General features: G+C 59.6%; 11 protein-coding genes. 7 read left to right on the top strand and 4 right to left on the bottom strand.

What is annotated here, in order from left to right; all coding sequences use genetic code 11:
• Positions 1–50: 50 nt before the first annotated feature.
• Positions 51–1,196 (bottom strand): metallophosphoesterase, encoded by a 1,146-nt coding sequence (locus tag H145_RS22520; protein ID WP_019946834.1) that lies wholly within the window; start codon positions 1,194–1,196, stop codon positions 51–53.
• Positions 1,197–1,527: 331 nt separating this feature from the next.
• On the opposite strand from H145_RS22520, the gene H145_RS22515 reads away from it, so the two are divergent.
• Together H145_RS22515 and H145_RS0103925 are read left to right on the top strand one after the other, a co-directional pair.
• Complete coding sequence (locus tag H145_RS22515) at positions 1,528–3,252, top strand: CotH kinase family protein (RefSeq protein ID WP_019946833.1); 1,725 nt, start codon at positions 1,528–1,530, stop codon at positions 3,250–3,252.
• Between the two features lie 403 nt (positions 3,253–3,655).
• Entirely contained in the window at positions 3,656–6,037 is a 2,382-nt protein-coding gene (locus H145_RS0103925) for a ribonucleoside-diphosphate reductase subunit alpha (RefSeq protein WP_019946832.1), read from the top strand.
• 100 nt (positions 6,038–6,137) lie between these two features.
• Here H145_RS0103925 and H145_RS23955 read toward each other — a convergent pair whose 3' ends face one another.
• Both H145_RS23955 and H145_RS23950 read right to left on the bottom strand, forming a co-directional pair.
• Positions 6,138–7,202 (bottom strand): P-loop ATPase, Sll1717 family, encoded by a 1,065-nt coding sequence (locus H145_RS23955; RefSeq protein ID WP_394330649.1) that lies wholly within the window; start codon positions 7,200–7,202, stop codon positions 6,138–6,140.
• 109 nt (positions 7,203–7,311) lie between these two features.
• On the bottom strand, positions 7,312–7,941 hold the full coding sequence (locus H145_RS23950; protein WP_157541131.1) for a hypothetical protein: 630 nt from the start codon (positions 7,939–7,941) through the stop codon (positions 7,312–7,314).
• Positions 7,942–8,565: 624 nt separating this feature from the next.
• Here H145_RS23950 and H145_RS0103920 point away from each other — a divergent pair.
• Both H145_RS0103920 and H145_RS23945 read left to right on the top strand, forming a co-directional pair.
• Complete coding sequence (locus tag H145_RS0103920; RefSeq protein WP_019946831.1) at positions 8,566–8,916, top strand: hypothetical protein; 351 nt, start codon at positions 8,566–8,568, stop codon at positions 8,914–8,916.
• 165 nt (positions 8,917–9,081) lie between these two features.
• Positions 9,082–9,258, top strand: a complete 177-nt coding sequence (locus tag H145_RS23945; RefSeq protein ID WP_019946830.1) for a hypothetical protein — start codon at positions 9,082–9,084, stop codon at positions 9,256–9,258.
• 486 nt (positions 9,259–9,744) lie between these two features.
• On the opposite strand, the gene H145_RS0103910 is transcribed toward H145_RS23945, so the two are convergent.
• Positions 9,745–10,146, bottom strand: a complete 402-nt coding sequence (locus H145_RS0103910) for a nuclear transport factor 2 family protein (protein ID WP_019946829.1) — start codon at positions 10,144–10,146, stop codon at positions 9,745–9,747.
• Positions 10,147–10,504: 358 nt separating this feature from the next.
• Here H145_RS0103910 and fdhD point away from each other — a divergent pair, with 358 nt between their 5' ends.
• The 3 genes from fdhD to H145_RS0103895 all read left to right on the top strand — a co-directional run bounded on the left by fdhD (position 10,505) and on the right by H145_RS0103895 (position 14,497).
• The gene (gene fdhD, locus H145_RS0103905; protein WP_019946828.1) at positions 10,505–11,362 is read left to right on the top strand and encodes a formate dehydrogenase accessory sulfurtransferase FdhD; all 858 of its coding nucleotides are present in this window, start codon (positions 10,505–10,507) and stop codon (positions 11,360–11,362) included.
• Between the two features lie 201 nt (positions 11,363–11,563).
• The gene (locus tag H145_RS23940) at positions 11,564–11,893 is read left to right on the top strand and encodes a DUF7009 family protein (RefSeq protein ID WP_019946827.1); all 330 of its coding nucleotides are present in this window, start codon (positions 11,564–11,566) and stop codon (positions 11,891–11,893) included.
• Between the two features lie 57 nt (positions 11,894–11,950).
• Entirely contained in the window at positions 11,951–14,497 is a 2,547-nt protein-coding gene (locus tag H145_RS0103895) for an FdhF/YdeP family oxidoreductase (protein WP_019946826.1), read from the top strand.
• Positions 14,498–14,670: the final 173 nt, after the last annotated feature.

Here is a 14,670-nt window from a genome sequence, read left to right as displayed (position 1 = left end):
CGGATTTGGAAGCGGGGCATTTTGCGCTTTACACTACGAGGATATCCTGCTTACTGCACCACGAAGCGGCTGGTTTGGGTGAAGCCGGGGCCCCGCAGCTGCACGAAGTAGAGGCCCGGCGCCAGCCCGGCGGCCCCGAGGGGGCGGCGGTGCCAGCCGGTGGCGGCGGGGCCGTCGTGCAGGCGGGCTACCTCGCGGCCCAGGCCGTCGAGTACCCGCAGTTGGGCCCGCGCGGCGGCGGGCAGGTAAAACTCAACTTGGCTTTCGGGGCTGGCCGGGTTGGGGCTGATGGGATACAGCACTGGCGCGGGCCCGCCCTCGCGGTGTAGCACGTGGGTGTCAATCACGCGGCGGGTGCGGGTGATGAACTGCAGCGTGAGGCTGTCGGGGGTGGCGTTGAGTAGCATGGCGCCGTAATCGGCGTTGTAGAGCACTTGGCTTTCGGGGCGCCGGGCCGGGCGGGTGCCGTGGATGTTGCGGCCGCCCAGCCCGTTCACGAAGTAGGTCAGCCCGTCAAGCTGCAGCCGCTCGTAGATATGGTCGTGGCCGGTCAGCACCACCGAGGCGCCCCACTCGCGGAAGGGCCACTGCAGGTCGGCGTCGGGGCCATGCAGGCCCGAAGTGTAGGGGGCGTGGTGGAAATACACCACTTTCCAGCGGGCCCGCGAAGCGGCCATCCGCTCCTTCAACCACTGCGCCTGCACCGAGTTGGCCTTGATGCCGTCGGGCTCGGCCGGGTCGCTGTTGAGGGCGAACAGGTGCACGTCGCCGCGCACGAACTCGTAGTAGCGGCCGTTGCCGGGCAGCGTGAAGTAGTCGCGGTAGGCCTGGCCGTTGCGGGTGTAGTAATCGTGGTTGCCCAGCGAGGGGAAAAACCGGTCGGTGGACGTGCGGGGGCCGTAGCGGCCCTTGTAGTTGTGGATGTAGGCGTGGTAGTACTGGCCGATGTTCTGGTCGATGGTGGTGGAGTCGCCCAGGTCGTAGTTGTTGTCGCCCAGGGTGATGATGAACTCCGGATTCCAGCTTTTCACCAGCTCCGAAACGTCGCGCTCCGCCGCGCCGGCGTAGCCGTAGTCGCCGATGGCGGCGAAGCGCTGGGCGGCCAGCGGGCTGGCAGCCAGCAGCAGGCTGCTCAGCAGACTGTAACTCCACCCGCGGCGGCCGGCAACCCGGAAAAAAGAACTTAGCGTACGCAACGGGCAAGTGGTTGAAGTAACAACAAGGCAGGCAGAGGGCTCAGCCGGACAATAAACGTAGGCTTTTTATTCCTCCTGGGGTCCAAATTTATCCAACTTCACCATCGAGCCACAACTAAACTTACAAATGTGCAAATCAGCCACATCGACTTAATGGCTGCATAGCTATGGTCGCAATTATCGGCAAGAGTCTGAAATCCCCCTATATTAGCTCCATCTATATTAAATTACAGATGCAGTATGGCGGAAGCGCACCGGCTAATTCATTGCGCATCATTTGACCCGTCTTTATTTAATCTTACTTTTGCGGCCGCAATTTTAACTTATTCGGATGCGCAAAAACTTTACTCTTGTCCTATTTCTGTCGTTGGGTGGGCTGCTGGCTGCCACGCCGGGCCAGGCCGATACGCTGACGCTGGCCCCCGCCTTCTACAACATCGACACGCAGAAGCAGCTGATTCTGCTTAACAGGCAGCCGGCGGCGGCCCAGATTGAGCCCGGCGAACAGAACAGCCACCTCAACCTCGACCAGACCTACCAGTTCACCAAGCCGGTGGCGAGCCTCACGACCCGCACGGGCTACGAGGCCGAGCACGACGGCACCCGGTACGCGGTGTATTTCACCGATTTGCCCATCCTGAGCATTACCACCCGCGACTCCATCCAGGACACGCCCAGCATTGCCGGCCGCCTGACGCTGGTGGATGGCCAGGGCCAGACGCTGACGGCCGATTTGGGCATTGAGTACCGCGGCGGCTTCTCGCAAACCTACCCCAAGAAGTCGTACGAGCTGAGCTTCTGGCAGGACAGCACCGGCGCCAAGTCGCGCGATGTGCGGCTGCTGGGTATGCGCTCCGACAACAAGTACAACCTGCAGGCCCTGTACAACGAGCCGCTGCGGGTGCGCAACAAAAGCAGCCACGAGCTGTGGCAGGAAATCCACCAGCCCACCTACCGGGCGCAGGAGCCGGACGCCAAAAGCGGCATTGCCCTCGAATACGTGGAGGTGTTCGTGAACGGCACCTACCGGGGCGTGTACGCGCTTACCGAGCGGATTGACCGCAAGCAACTCAAGCTGAAAAAGTACAGCAACGGCATCACCGGCGAGCTGTACAAGGGCGACGACTGGGGTCCGGCCGTGACGTTCAGCGGCCTGCCCGACTTCGATAACAGCTCCGAAATCTGGGCCGGCTTCGAGTACAAGCACCCCGATGAGCAGATTGACTGGACCAGCCTGCACGGCTTCGTGGGCTTTGTGCGCAACAGCTCCGAGCGGGAGTTTCTGGCCACTTACCAGCAGAAGTTCAACCTGCAGAACGCCGTTGACTACTACCTGTTTCTGAACCTGACGCGGGCCACCGACAACACTGGCAAGAACCTCTACATTGCCAAGTACAAGCAGGGCGAGCCGTACTTCTACGTGCCCTGGGACCTCGACGGCGTGTTCGGTACGGGCTGGGACGGCCTCAACAACAATACCACCACCGACCTGCTCTCCAACGGCTTCTACAACCGGCTGTGGCAGGACCGCACGGCCAACGGCTTCCGGGCCACGCTGCAAACCCGCTGGGCCGAGCTGCGCCGGACCATTCTGACCGAAGAGCACATCTTGGGCAAGTTCCGGGCAAACCAGAGCCTGCTGCAGCGCAACGCCGTGTATGAGCGCGAGCAGCTGGCCTGGGCTGATTTCGCGCCGGCCACCATGGCTACCCAGCTCGACTACACCAGCACCTGGCTAACCAACCGCCTGCGCTTTCTGGATGGTGCGTTCGGGGCGCCCTTCGATATCGTGACGGCCACGGCGCCGGCCGTGGTGGCCGGGCGGCTGGCGGTGTACCCCAACCCCACCAACGACTTTATTACGGTGGAAACAGCCGGCAACGGCCCCGCTGAGCTGCAGCTGCGCGACCTGAGCGGCCGCGTGGTGCTGCAAACCACGCTGCACGGCGCCAAGCCCCGCCTCGATGTGCGCCAGCTGCCCAAGGGCCTGTACATCGCCACTGTGCGCACTGCCGGCCAGTCCGCGCCCCGCGTGGCCCGGGTGCTTATTAACTAAGCGGCCCCGGCCGGCACCGGTTTTCAAGTAACTGAAGCCCGCATTCTTTGGCGCCTTGTGCGCCGGAGGATGCGGGCTTTTTGGTTGCGGCCGGGTCGGCCTTCGGGGGCCCGTAACACATCGGCACCAATCCGCCAACCCAAAATTCCGGCGCGCTGCCAGGCTATATAGCAAAAGCCGAACGGCAAAAAGCGGCTGAACTGCACCGTTTTAGGGGTATGTGGAAAACTTCTTAACAGAAGGTTTGGGCAGCCCGCCAGATAGAAATATCTTCCGGTATCAATGCCTGCGTCCGGACCGTTCGCCGGGCTTGATTGAACCAGACTCCATGCCTCGGCTGATTGCCAACTGCCATCAGCCGGGGCCTCTTTCTACCTCCCTCACCCCTTCAACCAGTACGCTTATGTTGGTACTCAAGCGCGACGGCCGCCGCGAATCCGTGAAGTTCGACAAGGTTACGGCCCGCATCGAAAAGCTCTGCTACGGCCTGAACATGAACTTTGTGGCCCCGATTGAGGTGGCCAAAAAGGTGATTGACGGCATCTACGACGGCGTAACGACCGTGGAGCTCGACAACCTGGCCGCCGAAACCGCCGCCTCGCTCACCACCAAGCACCCCGACTACGCCATCCTGGCCGCCCGCATTGCCGTGAGCAACCTGCACAAGGTCACGAGCAAGTCGTTCAGCAGCACCATGAAGCGGCTGCACACCTACGAGGACCCCAAAACGGGCGAGAATGCCTCGCTGATTGCCCAGGACGTGTGGGAAATCGTGCACCAGAACGCCGCCACGCTCGACTCGGCCATCATCTACGACCGGGACTACAACTACGACTACTTCGGCTTCAAGACCCTGGAGCGCAGCTACCTGCTGCGCCTCGATGGCAAGGTAGTCGAGCGGCCCCAGCACATGCTGATGCGCGTGGCCGTGGGCATTCATAAGCAGGATATTGCCGCCGCCATCGAAACCTACGAGCTGATGAGCGAGCGGTGGTTTACCCACGCCACGCCCACGCTCTTCAACGCCGGCACGCCCAAGCCCCAGCTCAGCTCCTGCTTCCTGCTCACGATGAAGGACGACTCCATCGACGGCATTTACGACACGCTGAAAAACTGCGCCCTGATTTCGCAGAGCGCCGGCGGCATTGGGCTGGCGGTGCACAATGTGCGCGCTACCGGCACCTACATCAAAGGTACCAACGGCACCTCCAACGGCCTCGTGCCCATGCTCAAGGTGTTCAACGACACGGCCCGCTACGTCGACCAGGGCGGGGGCAAGCGCAAGGGCGCCTTTGCCATCTACCTGGAGCCCTGGCACGCCGATATTTTCGACTTCCTCGACCTGAAAAAGAACCACGGCAAGGAGGAAATGCGCGCCCGCGACCTGTTTTACGCCCTCTGGACGCCCGATTTGTTCATGAAGCGGGTGGAAGCCAACGGCGACTGGACGCTGATGTGCCCCCACGAGTGCCCCGGCCTCGACACCAGCCACGGCGCCGAGTTCGAGAAGCTCTACCAGAAGTACGAGCGCGAAGGCAAGGGCCGCAAAACCATTAAGGCCCAGGAGCTGTGGTTTGCCATCTTGGAAAGCCAGACCGAGACCGGCACGCCCTACATGCTGTTCAAGGACGCCGCCAACGGCAAGAGCAACCAGCAGAACCTCGGCACCATCAAGAGCTCCAACCTCTGCACCGAGATTATGGAGTACACCGACGAAAACGAGGTGGCCGTGTGCAACCTGGCCTCGCTGGCCCTCCCCCGCTACGTGCGCCCCGACGAAGCCGGCAACCTGTTCTTCGACCACCAGAAGCTCTACGAGGTTACCTACCACGCCACGCTGAACCTGAACAAGGTCATCGACATCAACTACTACCCGGTGCCCGAGGCCGAGCGCAGCAACCGCCGCCACCGCCCCATCGGGCTGGGCGTGCAGGGCCTGGCCGATACGTTCATTGCCCTGCGCATGCCCTTCGAGAGCGACGAAGCCACCGGCCTTAACAAGGACATCTTCGAGACGCTGTACTTCGCGGCCATGACGGCCTCCAAGGACCTGGCCAAGCGCGACGGCCACTACGAAACCTTCCCCGGCTCGCCCCTGAGCAAGGGCCAGTTCCAGTTCGACCTCTGGGGCGTCACGCCCGACTCGGGCCGCTGGGACTGGGACGCGCTGCGCGCCGAGGTGATGGAGTTTGGCGCCCGCAACTCGCTGCTGGTGGCCCCCATGCCCACGGCCAGCACCGCCCAGATTCTGGGCAACAACGAGTCGTTTGAGCCCTACACGAGCAACATTTACGTGCGCCGGGTGCTCAGCGGCGAGTTTATGGTGGTGAACAAACACCTGCTCAAAGACCTCATCAAGCTCGGCCTCTGGAACGAGCAGATGAAGACGGCCATCATTGCCGCCAACGGCTCGGTGCAGGACATCCCGAGCATCCCCCAGCACATCAAGGACCTGTATAAAACGGTGTGGGAGATTTCCCAGCGCCGCATCATCGACATGTCGGCCGACCGGGGCGCGTACATCTGCCAGAGCCAGAGCCTGAACCTGCACGTACTGAACGTGAACTTCGGCAAGCTCACCAGCATGCACTTCCACAGCTGGAAGAAGGGCCTGAAAACGGGCATGTACTACCTGCGTACCAAAGCCGCCGCCGACGCCATCAAGTTCACGGTGCAGAAGCAGGCCGCCGAAACCCTGGAGCCGCTCACCGTATCGGCCCAGAACCAGTCGGATATGAGCTGCTCGCTAGACGACCCGGAAGGCTGCGAGGCTTGCGGGTCGTAGGGAAAGTATCTCTGGGAGTGATATAGTTGCCGGACCGAGTTACAGTTGATTAATAAATAAAGGGGGCGCTGTCGCATGAGGACAGCGCCCCCTTTATTTATTAATCAACTGTAGTGGCTTTAGGGTTTATTTTTAAAGCTGCGTGAAACATTAAATGAACATAAAATTTAGTTTCATCCAATATATCCGCTGGTTCCAAATTCATTGTTGAACTGTGGGCATATAATGTAGTTTCGCTTGCAGATAATTTTGCGCCTAATATTCCCACTCTATAAAGAATGCATAATATTTGTTTAACTGCTAGATCAAATTCTATAGTTCCAGATATGTAATCATCTTGTATTTTCTGCAGAGCAGATTGTTTATCTAAAACATTAGCAAGAAGTGTTTTTTCAATGTCGATTTCTCTAATATCCCTAAATCTAAAATACCCTATCGTTCCTTTTAAAAAAAATGTCATTGGTAAAATAGATCCAAAATTCTCTAGCCATTCATCTTCAATTGCCTCTAATCTCTCACGTGAATATTCAGGCTCAGCTAAACTTAAGGTTTCTCTAGTTATAGTAGATTGACCATTACTTTTATCAATACACTTATTAAAAAAGGCAATTACATCTCTTGGCCTTAGCAAGGTTCTTTTGATAAGATAATCAAATCCCGATAATTTATTGCCGGTAGCCTTTGGCATAACATCCTCTATTGTAGGAACATTATTACTATACTGGTTTTTCATTAACCTTGCTAACCTTCTGTTAAGGAGTTCTTTTAAATAGATATGATTCCAATCAAGAATAAGATTTAATTGTCTGTATTTTTCCCTTTGCATGCCACGCACATCTCCAAATTGGAAAGTCTTTTCATAAAGATTGTCACGCAGAGCTATAATGATTTTTGTGCCTGGAATTGATTTCAATTCATTTATTGTAACAATCAGAGCTCTAATTAAATCATACACAATTGAAACATCAACCCAATCCTTGTCTAAATCATCTATGACTATATAATATTTTTTATTTTTTATTTTAAATATATCATCCTTCAGAATATCCACTACACTATAAATAGCATCAGCCTGCAACTCGCTTATGACTTTCTGGGCTTTATTGGCAATATCTGCTTTTTCGAGACTTAAATGCTCAAGTTCTCCACTAAATTTCCCTGAAATTAGCTTATCTAATATTGGAGGGGTTATCCCTATTTCACTGCTTAACTTTGTCTTTATTTGTTCCTCTACCGTTTTTACACGTATTTCAGTTTTTTCCCAAAAATCATCCTTATATTTTTTTTAAATACTCTAAAGCTTCTTTTTTCTTTTTATTGAGCGAATACTTATCACTAAGCATTGTTAGAAAACCCCTTTGTTTATAAGAATCATTTTCAGTATGCATTTTTAAAAATTCTATAATAAACACATGTTTCCATAAGACTTTATAGAATAAATCTAAATTTGTTCCTAGCGCTTTCAAGTAATTTATTATATCTGAGTTGCTCAGATACTTAAGAGACATAGCTTCAGGGTTTATTCTAGTCACATTATCTTCTTGATCCTCAAGATACCGTAATAGAGCCGATTTTCCAGATCCTGTACGACCTATCAATATGCATCTACCGTTCTGTGTGTCCCTTAAAACTTCAAAATCACCTTTATCTGTAAATGTTTCTATAAGGAAAGAATCTGTCTCAGCCTCTAAGCTACCTATATCAAGGTTTCTACGGAAGATAAATTTACCGGCCATATTTTTTAAAATTTTAGTTAATGATGTGAGTTTTTTTGAACGAAAATCAGGCGAAAAAGTTGAAATACTTAGATGGCAACGCGCTCTAGTATTACAGGCGTTGACACATTCTTGCCCCTCCGTGCCAGTGATTGTGATGGGCACTTCAACTAACTGGGAATAGAACATATCATATTGGTAAAAGTACGATAAGATATTAAGCATAGACTATGCTGCTTCGACGAATATGAACGGCTAATTAGCATTCAAGTATGTAGAACAAACCGGCACTTCTGCATCCCAGCCACATGCCAACTCCTGTTTTAACAGCGCATCGGCGCATCACCATCGACTACCCAGTTTACCACGGGCAGCCGGTGGTGCGGGAGTTTCCCTACTCAGCGAGGCAGGTGCTGAGTTTCCTAACGCACCCGATAGCCACAGCCAGAGTGCCGCCCGATACGACGCTGGCGACGGGCGCTGCTTAGGAAGCGGTTCTCCAGCCGGCTGGCCCGGTCAGAACCATCCGGTTAGCTGCTCCCCCACTTTCCGGGAGGCTTCCACCAATCGTTGGAAGGCTTCCGAAAGGTGGGGGAGCTTTCCTGCAATTGGGGGGAGGCTCCCGGGCTTTTCGGGAGTTTTCCAACGATTGGTTTTGCCTTCCCGGGCCTTCCGGGAGGACCTAAACGATTGGTGAAGGGCTCCCGGAAGGTTAGGGAGCAGCTAAACCATTGGATAAAGGTCCGGGGGAGTGCAGGGAGTTGCCAACAAATCAATACATTAGGCCCATCATTCTCCCTTATTCCCGTTTTTATGTTACCTCCCGCCTCAGCGGAGCCGAACCCGGCTCCGGTTACCAAAAAACGCATCGGCCAGCTGCCCACCAGCGCCGTGCCGCTGGCCGCGCTGGCCACCAATGCCGCCCGCGCCTGGGCCGCCTCGGAGCTGCCCGCGCTGCTGTGGCTCGCCAAAGCCGACTTCACGGCCCTGGCCGCCAGCTTTGCCCAGAACCGCGACGCGGCCGAGGCCGCCGGCGACCAGCGCAGCCCCCAGGCCCGCCGGCTCCAGGAGCTGGACCAGCAGCTCGATAAGAACCTGCGCTACGTGAAGGCCTACCTGGCCGAGGAGCACGAGCAGGACCAGGGCCGCGCCTACTTCCCCTAGTTCGGCATCGAGCGCGAAAACAAAACCTATCAACTGCCCAGTGCCCGTCCCGAGCGGGCCAAGGCGCTGCCCAAGCTGCTGGCTGCCCTCCAGGCCCACAGCTTCGACCAGAAGAAGTACGGCACCGCCTACTGGCAGCCCCTGGCCACCGAATACGCCCAGCTGGTGCAGCAGAGCACCGATACCGCCGGCCAGCGCAGCACCCAGGTGGGGGCCAAAGACCAGACCGAAAAGCAGGTGCGCCGGGCCCTGCGCGCCCTCGTCCACCAGCTCAAAGCCAACTACCCCGACACGGCCGAGGCCCGCCTGCGCGAGTTCGGCTTCCAGAAGGAAGGCTACTAGGGTGGGAGATACAGCCTAAGCAGGCCAGGAAGTAGCGTTAGCTCCTGGTCGGCAACGTAGCGCTGGTTGGCAGGCCGGTTGTAGAGACGCGACCCATCGCGTCTCGGCGTTGCTGATGTTGCTGACAGGGCACTGGCTGTTCAACGACGAGACGCGATGGGTCGCGTCTCTACAACCGGTGCAATGGTCTGAAAACTATTAGGGGCCGTTCCACGACGCTTCCCCAGCCGCTGCCGCCTCCGGTAGCGGCTGGTGGGCGTTTGGGGGGTGCCTTATTCAGACTGAATACGCTCCAGCAGCAGCTGCCGGAAGATGCGGGGGCACCGAACTATTCGGTTGCGGGCCCGGCAGGGGCGCGGGAGGATGGTTCCAATCGGTGGAAGGCTCCCGGACAGTTAAGAAGCTACGTGGGGAGGGTGGAACGAAACGGGCCCGCCCGGCACCAGAGGCGTCGGGCGGGCCCGGTGGGCGGATGCTGCGGCGGGGCTACAGGATTTCGTAGCAGGGGTAGCGGCGCTGCCGGAAAATCAGGCCGTCCCTGAATTCGAAGATGAGGCAGAGGTGGGCACTCACGCGCTGGCCACGCAGCAGCGGGCCGGCATCACTAATGGCCGTAGCCTGCCACTGGCCCTCTACGTGCACGCTGCCATCGTCGCAGAGCCGCGTGTGGTGCACCTCGAAGTGGGGTTGCGCCAGCAGCTCGCGGCCCAGGCGCAGGTTGTCCAGGATGCCGGTGAGCGAGCGGGTTTGGGTGGTTTTATAGAGGCCGTTGGGGTACTCGGTCTGCACCACCTCGGGGTGCAGCACGGCGGCATAGGCGGCCACCTTGGTTTCAAACGCATCAACTAGGGCGAAATACTGCTCAACAACGGCAAGCGGGCTAGACATAACGGGAAACGGAAAGAGAAAAGATACTATCGGACGTAGCCGCTGGCGGCAGCCGGGTAAAACTACCACTTTGGGGCCATTCGCTTTGTAGTATTTGGTGCTTACCGGCCGGTTATTTCGGCAACCGCTCCGGCCGGTGCCCTTTGCCCTGGCTGGCGCGGGTTTGGTGCCGCGGGGTGGCTGGCCAGTTGGGTGCTGGAAGGGCTATGCGGCCAACCGCGCCAACCGCGCCACCCCGCCCCGGCGGAATCAGGGGCAGCGCTTTTCGTTTGCCGGGCGGCGCAACATAAGGCGGCGCAACATAAGGCAACCCCGTATGTTGGTTTCCCGACGCGCGCCTTCTCTTCCCTCCTTCGCCATGCAACCCCTGCTCCCGCCCACCAGCTACGAATACGCCACCGTGCAGCAGGTGCGCGGCGCCACCGCGCAGCCGGCCACCGATGTGCTGGCCGCCGAGGAGCCGCTCGAAATCCGGGTGGGGTTTGGGCCGCTGGGGCAGCGCCAGCACCGCACGCTGGCCATCACCATGCGTACGCCCGGCCACGATTTCGAGCTGGCCGCCGGTTTCCTGCTCACCGAAGGCCTGCTCACCGGCCCCCAGGACCTCCAGGGCATCCTCTACTGCCCCGACGTAAGCAAAGACGAGGAGCGCGAGAACGTGGTGCGGGCCGAGCTGGCCCCCAGCGTGCAGCCCGATTTGCCGCGGCTGGAGCGCCACTTCTACACCAGCAGCAGCTGCGGGGTGTGCGGCAAAACCAGCATTGCCGCCGTGCACGCCGCCGGCTGCCCCCGCCTGCCGCTGGCCGGCTGGCAGGTGCCCATAGCCGTGATTCATCAGCTGCCCGAGCGCCAGCGCCAGGCCCAGGAGCTGTTCGAGCAAACCGGCGGCCTGCACGCGGCGGCCCTGTTCTCGCCCACCGGCGAACTGCTGCTGCTGCGCGAAGACGTGGGCCGCCACAACGCCCTCGACAAGGCCATCGGGGCCGCGCTGCTCGCCGGCCAGCTGCCACTCTCCGACGCGGTGCTACTGGTAAGCGGCCGGGCCTCATTCGAGCTGGTGCAGAAGGCCGCCGTGGCTGGCATCCCCGTGATGGCCGCCGTGGGTGCGCCCTCCTCGCTGGCCGTTTCCGCCGCCCACGACTTTGGCCTCACGCTCTGCGGCTTCGTGCGCCAGCAGCGGTTCAACATTTATTCGCACCCCGAGCGGATTGGGTGACCCCTCCGCGGGCGCCTCACCCCCTAGCCCCCTCTCCGAAAAAGGAGAGGGGGGACTAATTTTTAGCTTTCTAGAATTAGAGCAACCGCCACTAAACTAAAAACTAGCTTCTAGTCCCCCCTCTCCTTTTTCGGAGAGGGGGCTAGGGGGTGAGGCGCCCGCGCAGGGCCATCAGCAGAACCAACTTTTAAATTGAACGTCATGAAACTCCGCCTCGACGAAACCTCCCTGCGCCTGCGCCTGCAACCCGAAGAAGTAACCGAATTTGCCGCCACCGGGCGGCTGGAAACGGCCGTGCCGCTGGGGCCGGGCACGGCGGGGCAGCTGCGGTATTCGCTGGAGCGCGACGACGCCGTGCCCGCGCTGACGGTGCGCCCGGAGCCGGGTCGCATCCGGGTGCTGGTGCCGGCGGCACAGGCCACGGCCTGGGCCGGGTCGGCGGAGGAAATCAGCCTGCGCACAAGATTGGAAGTGGCTGAAAACCAATTCCTGCTTATCTTGGTAGAGAAGGACCTGGGCTGCGCGCACTGACTGCGCCGCTCCGGTCCGAGCTTTCCTACTGCCCTCACGCCTGACACCCGCCTTTCTATGGAGAATTCCCCCGCCACCGACCCCGGCAAAGCCGGCCAGCCCAACGAGCAACAGGCCCAGAACGCGCCCAAAAGCGGCGAGCGGCCCGACCAGGGCCAGGCGCCCGCCCCCGACCACTACGACCCCACCAACCGCAACAAAGTGCCCGAGCCCCTGCAAGCCCCCGACGTCGCCAACGCCAAGTATAAGCACCCCATTCTGGCCCAGCCACCCGAGGAGTTGACCGGCCTGCGCCTGGAGCCCCGCCAGACGGTGGCCGCCGGCGTCACGGCCGTACTCAAAAGCATGTCGTTTAGCTGGGGCGAGGGCGGCGTCGACCGCGGCACCAAGGGCCTGCTGAACATGAACCAAAAGGACGGTTTCGACTGCTCCAGCTGCGCCTGGCCCGACCCCGACCACCACCGCTCGATTGCCGAATTCTGCGAGAACGGGGCCAAGGCCACCGCGTCGGATGCCGACGACAAGGCCTGCGGGCCCGAGTTCTTCGCCCGCCACAGCCTGGCCCAGCTTTCTAAGATGACCGACCGCGACCAGAACAACGCCGGCCGCCTTACCCACCCGCTGGTGCTGCGCCCCGGCGACAACCACTACAAGCCCATCGAGTGGGCCGACGCCTTCCAGCTGATTGCCGACGAGCTCAACGCGCTGGATTCGCCCGACGAGGCCGTGTTCTACACCTCGGGCAAGGTGCCCAACGAGCCGGCGTTTCTGTTCCAGCTGTTTGCCCGGCAGTTCGGCACCAACAACCTGCCCGACTGCTCGAATATGTGCCACGAAAGCAGCGGCGCGGCCCTGAGCAGCACGCTGGGCCTGGGCAAGGGCTCGGTTACGCTCAACGACATCCACGAGGCCGAGGTGATTATGATTATGGGCCAGAACCCGGGCACCAACCACCCGCGGATGCTGAGCGCCCTGCAGCTGGCCAAGCAGAACGGCGCCAAAATCATCAGCGTAAACCCGCTGATTGAGGCCGGCCTGAACCACTTCAAGAACCCCCAGGATTTCATGAACCCGCTGAAGGCTCTGGGCACGCTGCTGGGCAACGGCACGGTGATAACCGACGTGTACCTGCAGGTGCGGGTGGATGGCGACATGGCGCTGCTGCGCGGGCTGATGAAGCACCTGCTGGCGGCCGAGGAGCTCAACCCCGGCCAGGTGTTCGACTTCGACTTCATCAATAAGTACACCGAGGGCTACGAGTCGGCCATCGAAAACATCCGCAACACGAGTTGGGAGGATATTGAGGAGCTGAGCGGCATTTCGCGGGCCGACCTGCTGGAGGCGGCCAACCTGCTGGCAACCAAGAAGAAAATCATCATTTGCTGGGCAATGGGCCTGACGCAGCAGCGCCAGGGCGTGCAGACGATTCAGGAGCTGGTGAACCTGCTGCTGCTGAAGGGCGCCATCGGCAAGGCCGGCGCGGGCACCTGCCCGGTGCGCGGCCACTCCAACGTGCAGGGCGACCGCACGATGGGTATCTGGGAGCAGATGCCGCAGAGCTTCCTCGACAAGCTGGGCGCCGAGTTCAACTTCACCTCGCCCACCGAGCACGGCTACGACACCGTGGACGCCATCAAGGCCATGCACCGCGGCGACGTGAAGGTGTACTTCGGCCTCGGCGGCAACCTGCTAGGCGCCGGCCCCGACACCGAGTTTATTGCCGAGGCCATGCGCAAGCAGAACCTGACGGTGTACGTGGGCACCAAGCTCAACCGCGGCCACCTCACCACCGGCAAAACGAGCCTGCTGCTGCCCTGCTTCACCCACGCCGACATCGACATGCAGGCCAGCGGCCACCAGATGACCTCGTGCGAAAACTCGATGGGCGTGGTGAGCCAGAACAAGGGCGTGCTGGAGCCGTTGCGCGGACAGATGCTGAGCGAAGTAGCCATCCTGGCCGGCGTGGCCATTGCCACGCTGGGCGAGAAAACCAACATTGCCGACTGGGTGGCCATGACGGAGAACTACGACGTTATCCGCGACCATATTGCGCGGGTGATTCCGGGCTTCGAGAACTTCAACGAGAAGCTGCGGCGGCCGGGCGGCTTCTACCTGCCCAACGGCCCCCGCGACCGGAACTTCACGACCAAGGACGGCATGGCCCACTTCACGACCACCGAGCTGGAGCGCTACGAAGTGGGCCCCGACGAGCTGATCCTGATGACCATCCGCAGTCACGACCAGTTCAACACCACTATCTACGACTACAACGACCGCTACCGCGGCATCCATGGCGAGCGGCGCGTGCTGTTCATGAACCCGGTGGATATGGCCGACCGCGGCCTGCAGGCCAAGGACCTCATCGACATAACCAGCCACTACAACGGCCAGGACCGCACGGTGGAGAAGTTCGTGGCCGTGCCCTACGACATTCCGCGCGGCAACGTGTCGGCCTACTTCCCCGAGGCCAACCCGCTGGTGCCCATCGGCAGCGTGGCCAAGAAGAGCAATACGCCCACCTCGAAATACGTGCGCGTAACCGTGGTACCCACCCGCAAAACCACCGGCGCCCCGGTAGAGATGCGGCTGGAGGCGGAAGTGTAGTTCCGTAGCGGCAAGCCCCAGCGGGGCGACATGTCGGTAGTCGGCAATGCGCAAGCCCCAGCGGGGCAACATATCGGTAGCCGTCAAGCCGCCAGCCCCAGCGGGGCGACATATCGGTAGCCGGCAATGCGCCAACAATTCTAAAGCCCCAGCGGGGCGACACCAATCGTTCA

Origin of the sequence: Hymenobacter aerophilus DSM 13606, from assembly GCF_000382225.1 — a bacterium.
Taxonomy (GTDB): Bacteria; Bacteroidota; Bacteroidia; order Cytophagales; family Hymenobacteraceae; genus Hymenobacter; species Hymenobacter aerophilus.
The sequence above is the reverse complement of the archived record's forward strand: the minus strand, read 5'-3'. Positions and strand labels throughout refer to the sequence as shown.

Excerpts from the sequence above, each read along its gene's own strand:
- H145_RS0103895 (WP_019946826.1), top strand. The coding sequence starts at position 11,951 with ATGGAGAATTCCCCCGCCACCGACCCCGGCAAAGCCGGCCAGCCCAAC.
- fdhD (WP_019946828.1), top strand. The coding sequence starts at position 10,505 with ATGCAACCCCTGCTCCCGCCCACCAGCTACGAATACGCCACCGTGCAG.
- H145_RS23950 (WP_157541131.1), bottom strand. The coding sequence starts at position 7,941 with ATGTTCTATTCCCAGTTAGTTGAAGTGCCCATCACAATCACTGGCACG.
- H145_RS0103910 (WP_019946829.1), bottom strand. The coding sequence starts at position 10,146 with ATGTCTAGCCCGCTTGCCGTTGTTGAGCAGTATTTCGCCCTAGTTGAT.
- H145_RS23940 (WP_019946827.1), top strand. The coding sequence starts at position 11,564 with ATGAAACTCCGCCTCGACGAAACCTCCCTGCGCCTGCGCCTGCAACCC.
- H145_RS22515 (WP_019946833.1), top strand. The coding sequence starts at position 1,528 with ATGCGCAAAAACTTTACTCTTGTCCTATTTCTGTCGTTGGGTGGGCTG.
- H145_RS0103925 (WP_019946832.1), top strand. The coding sequence starts at position 3,656 with ATGTTGGTACTCAAGCGCGACGGCCGCCGCGAATCCGTGAAGTTCGAC.
- H145_RS0103920 (WP_019946831.1), top strand. The coding sequence starts at position 8,566 with ATGTTACCTCCCGCCTCAGCGGAGCCGAACCCGGCTCCGGTTACCAAA.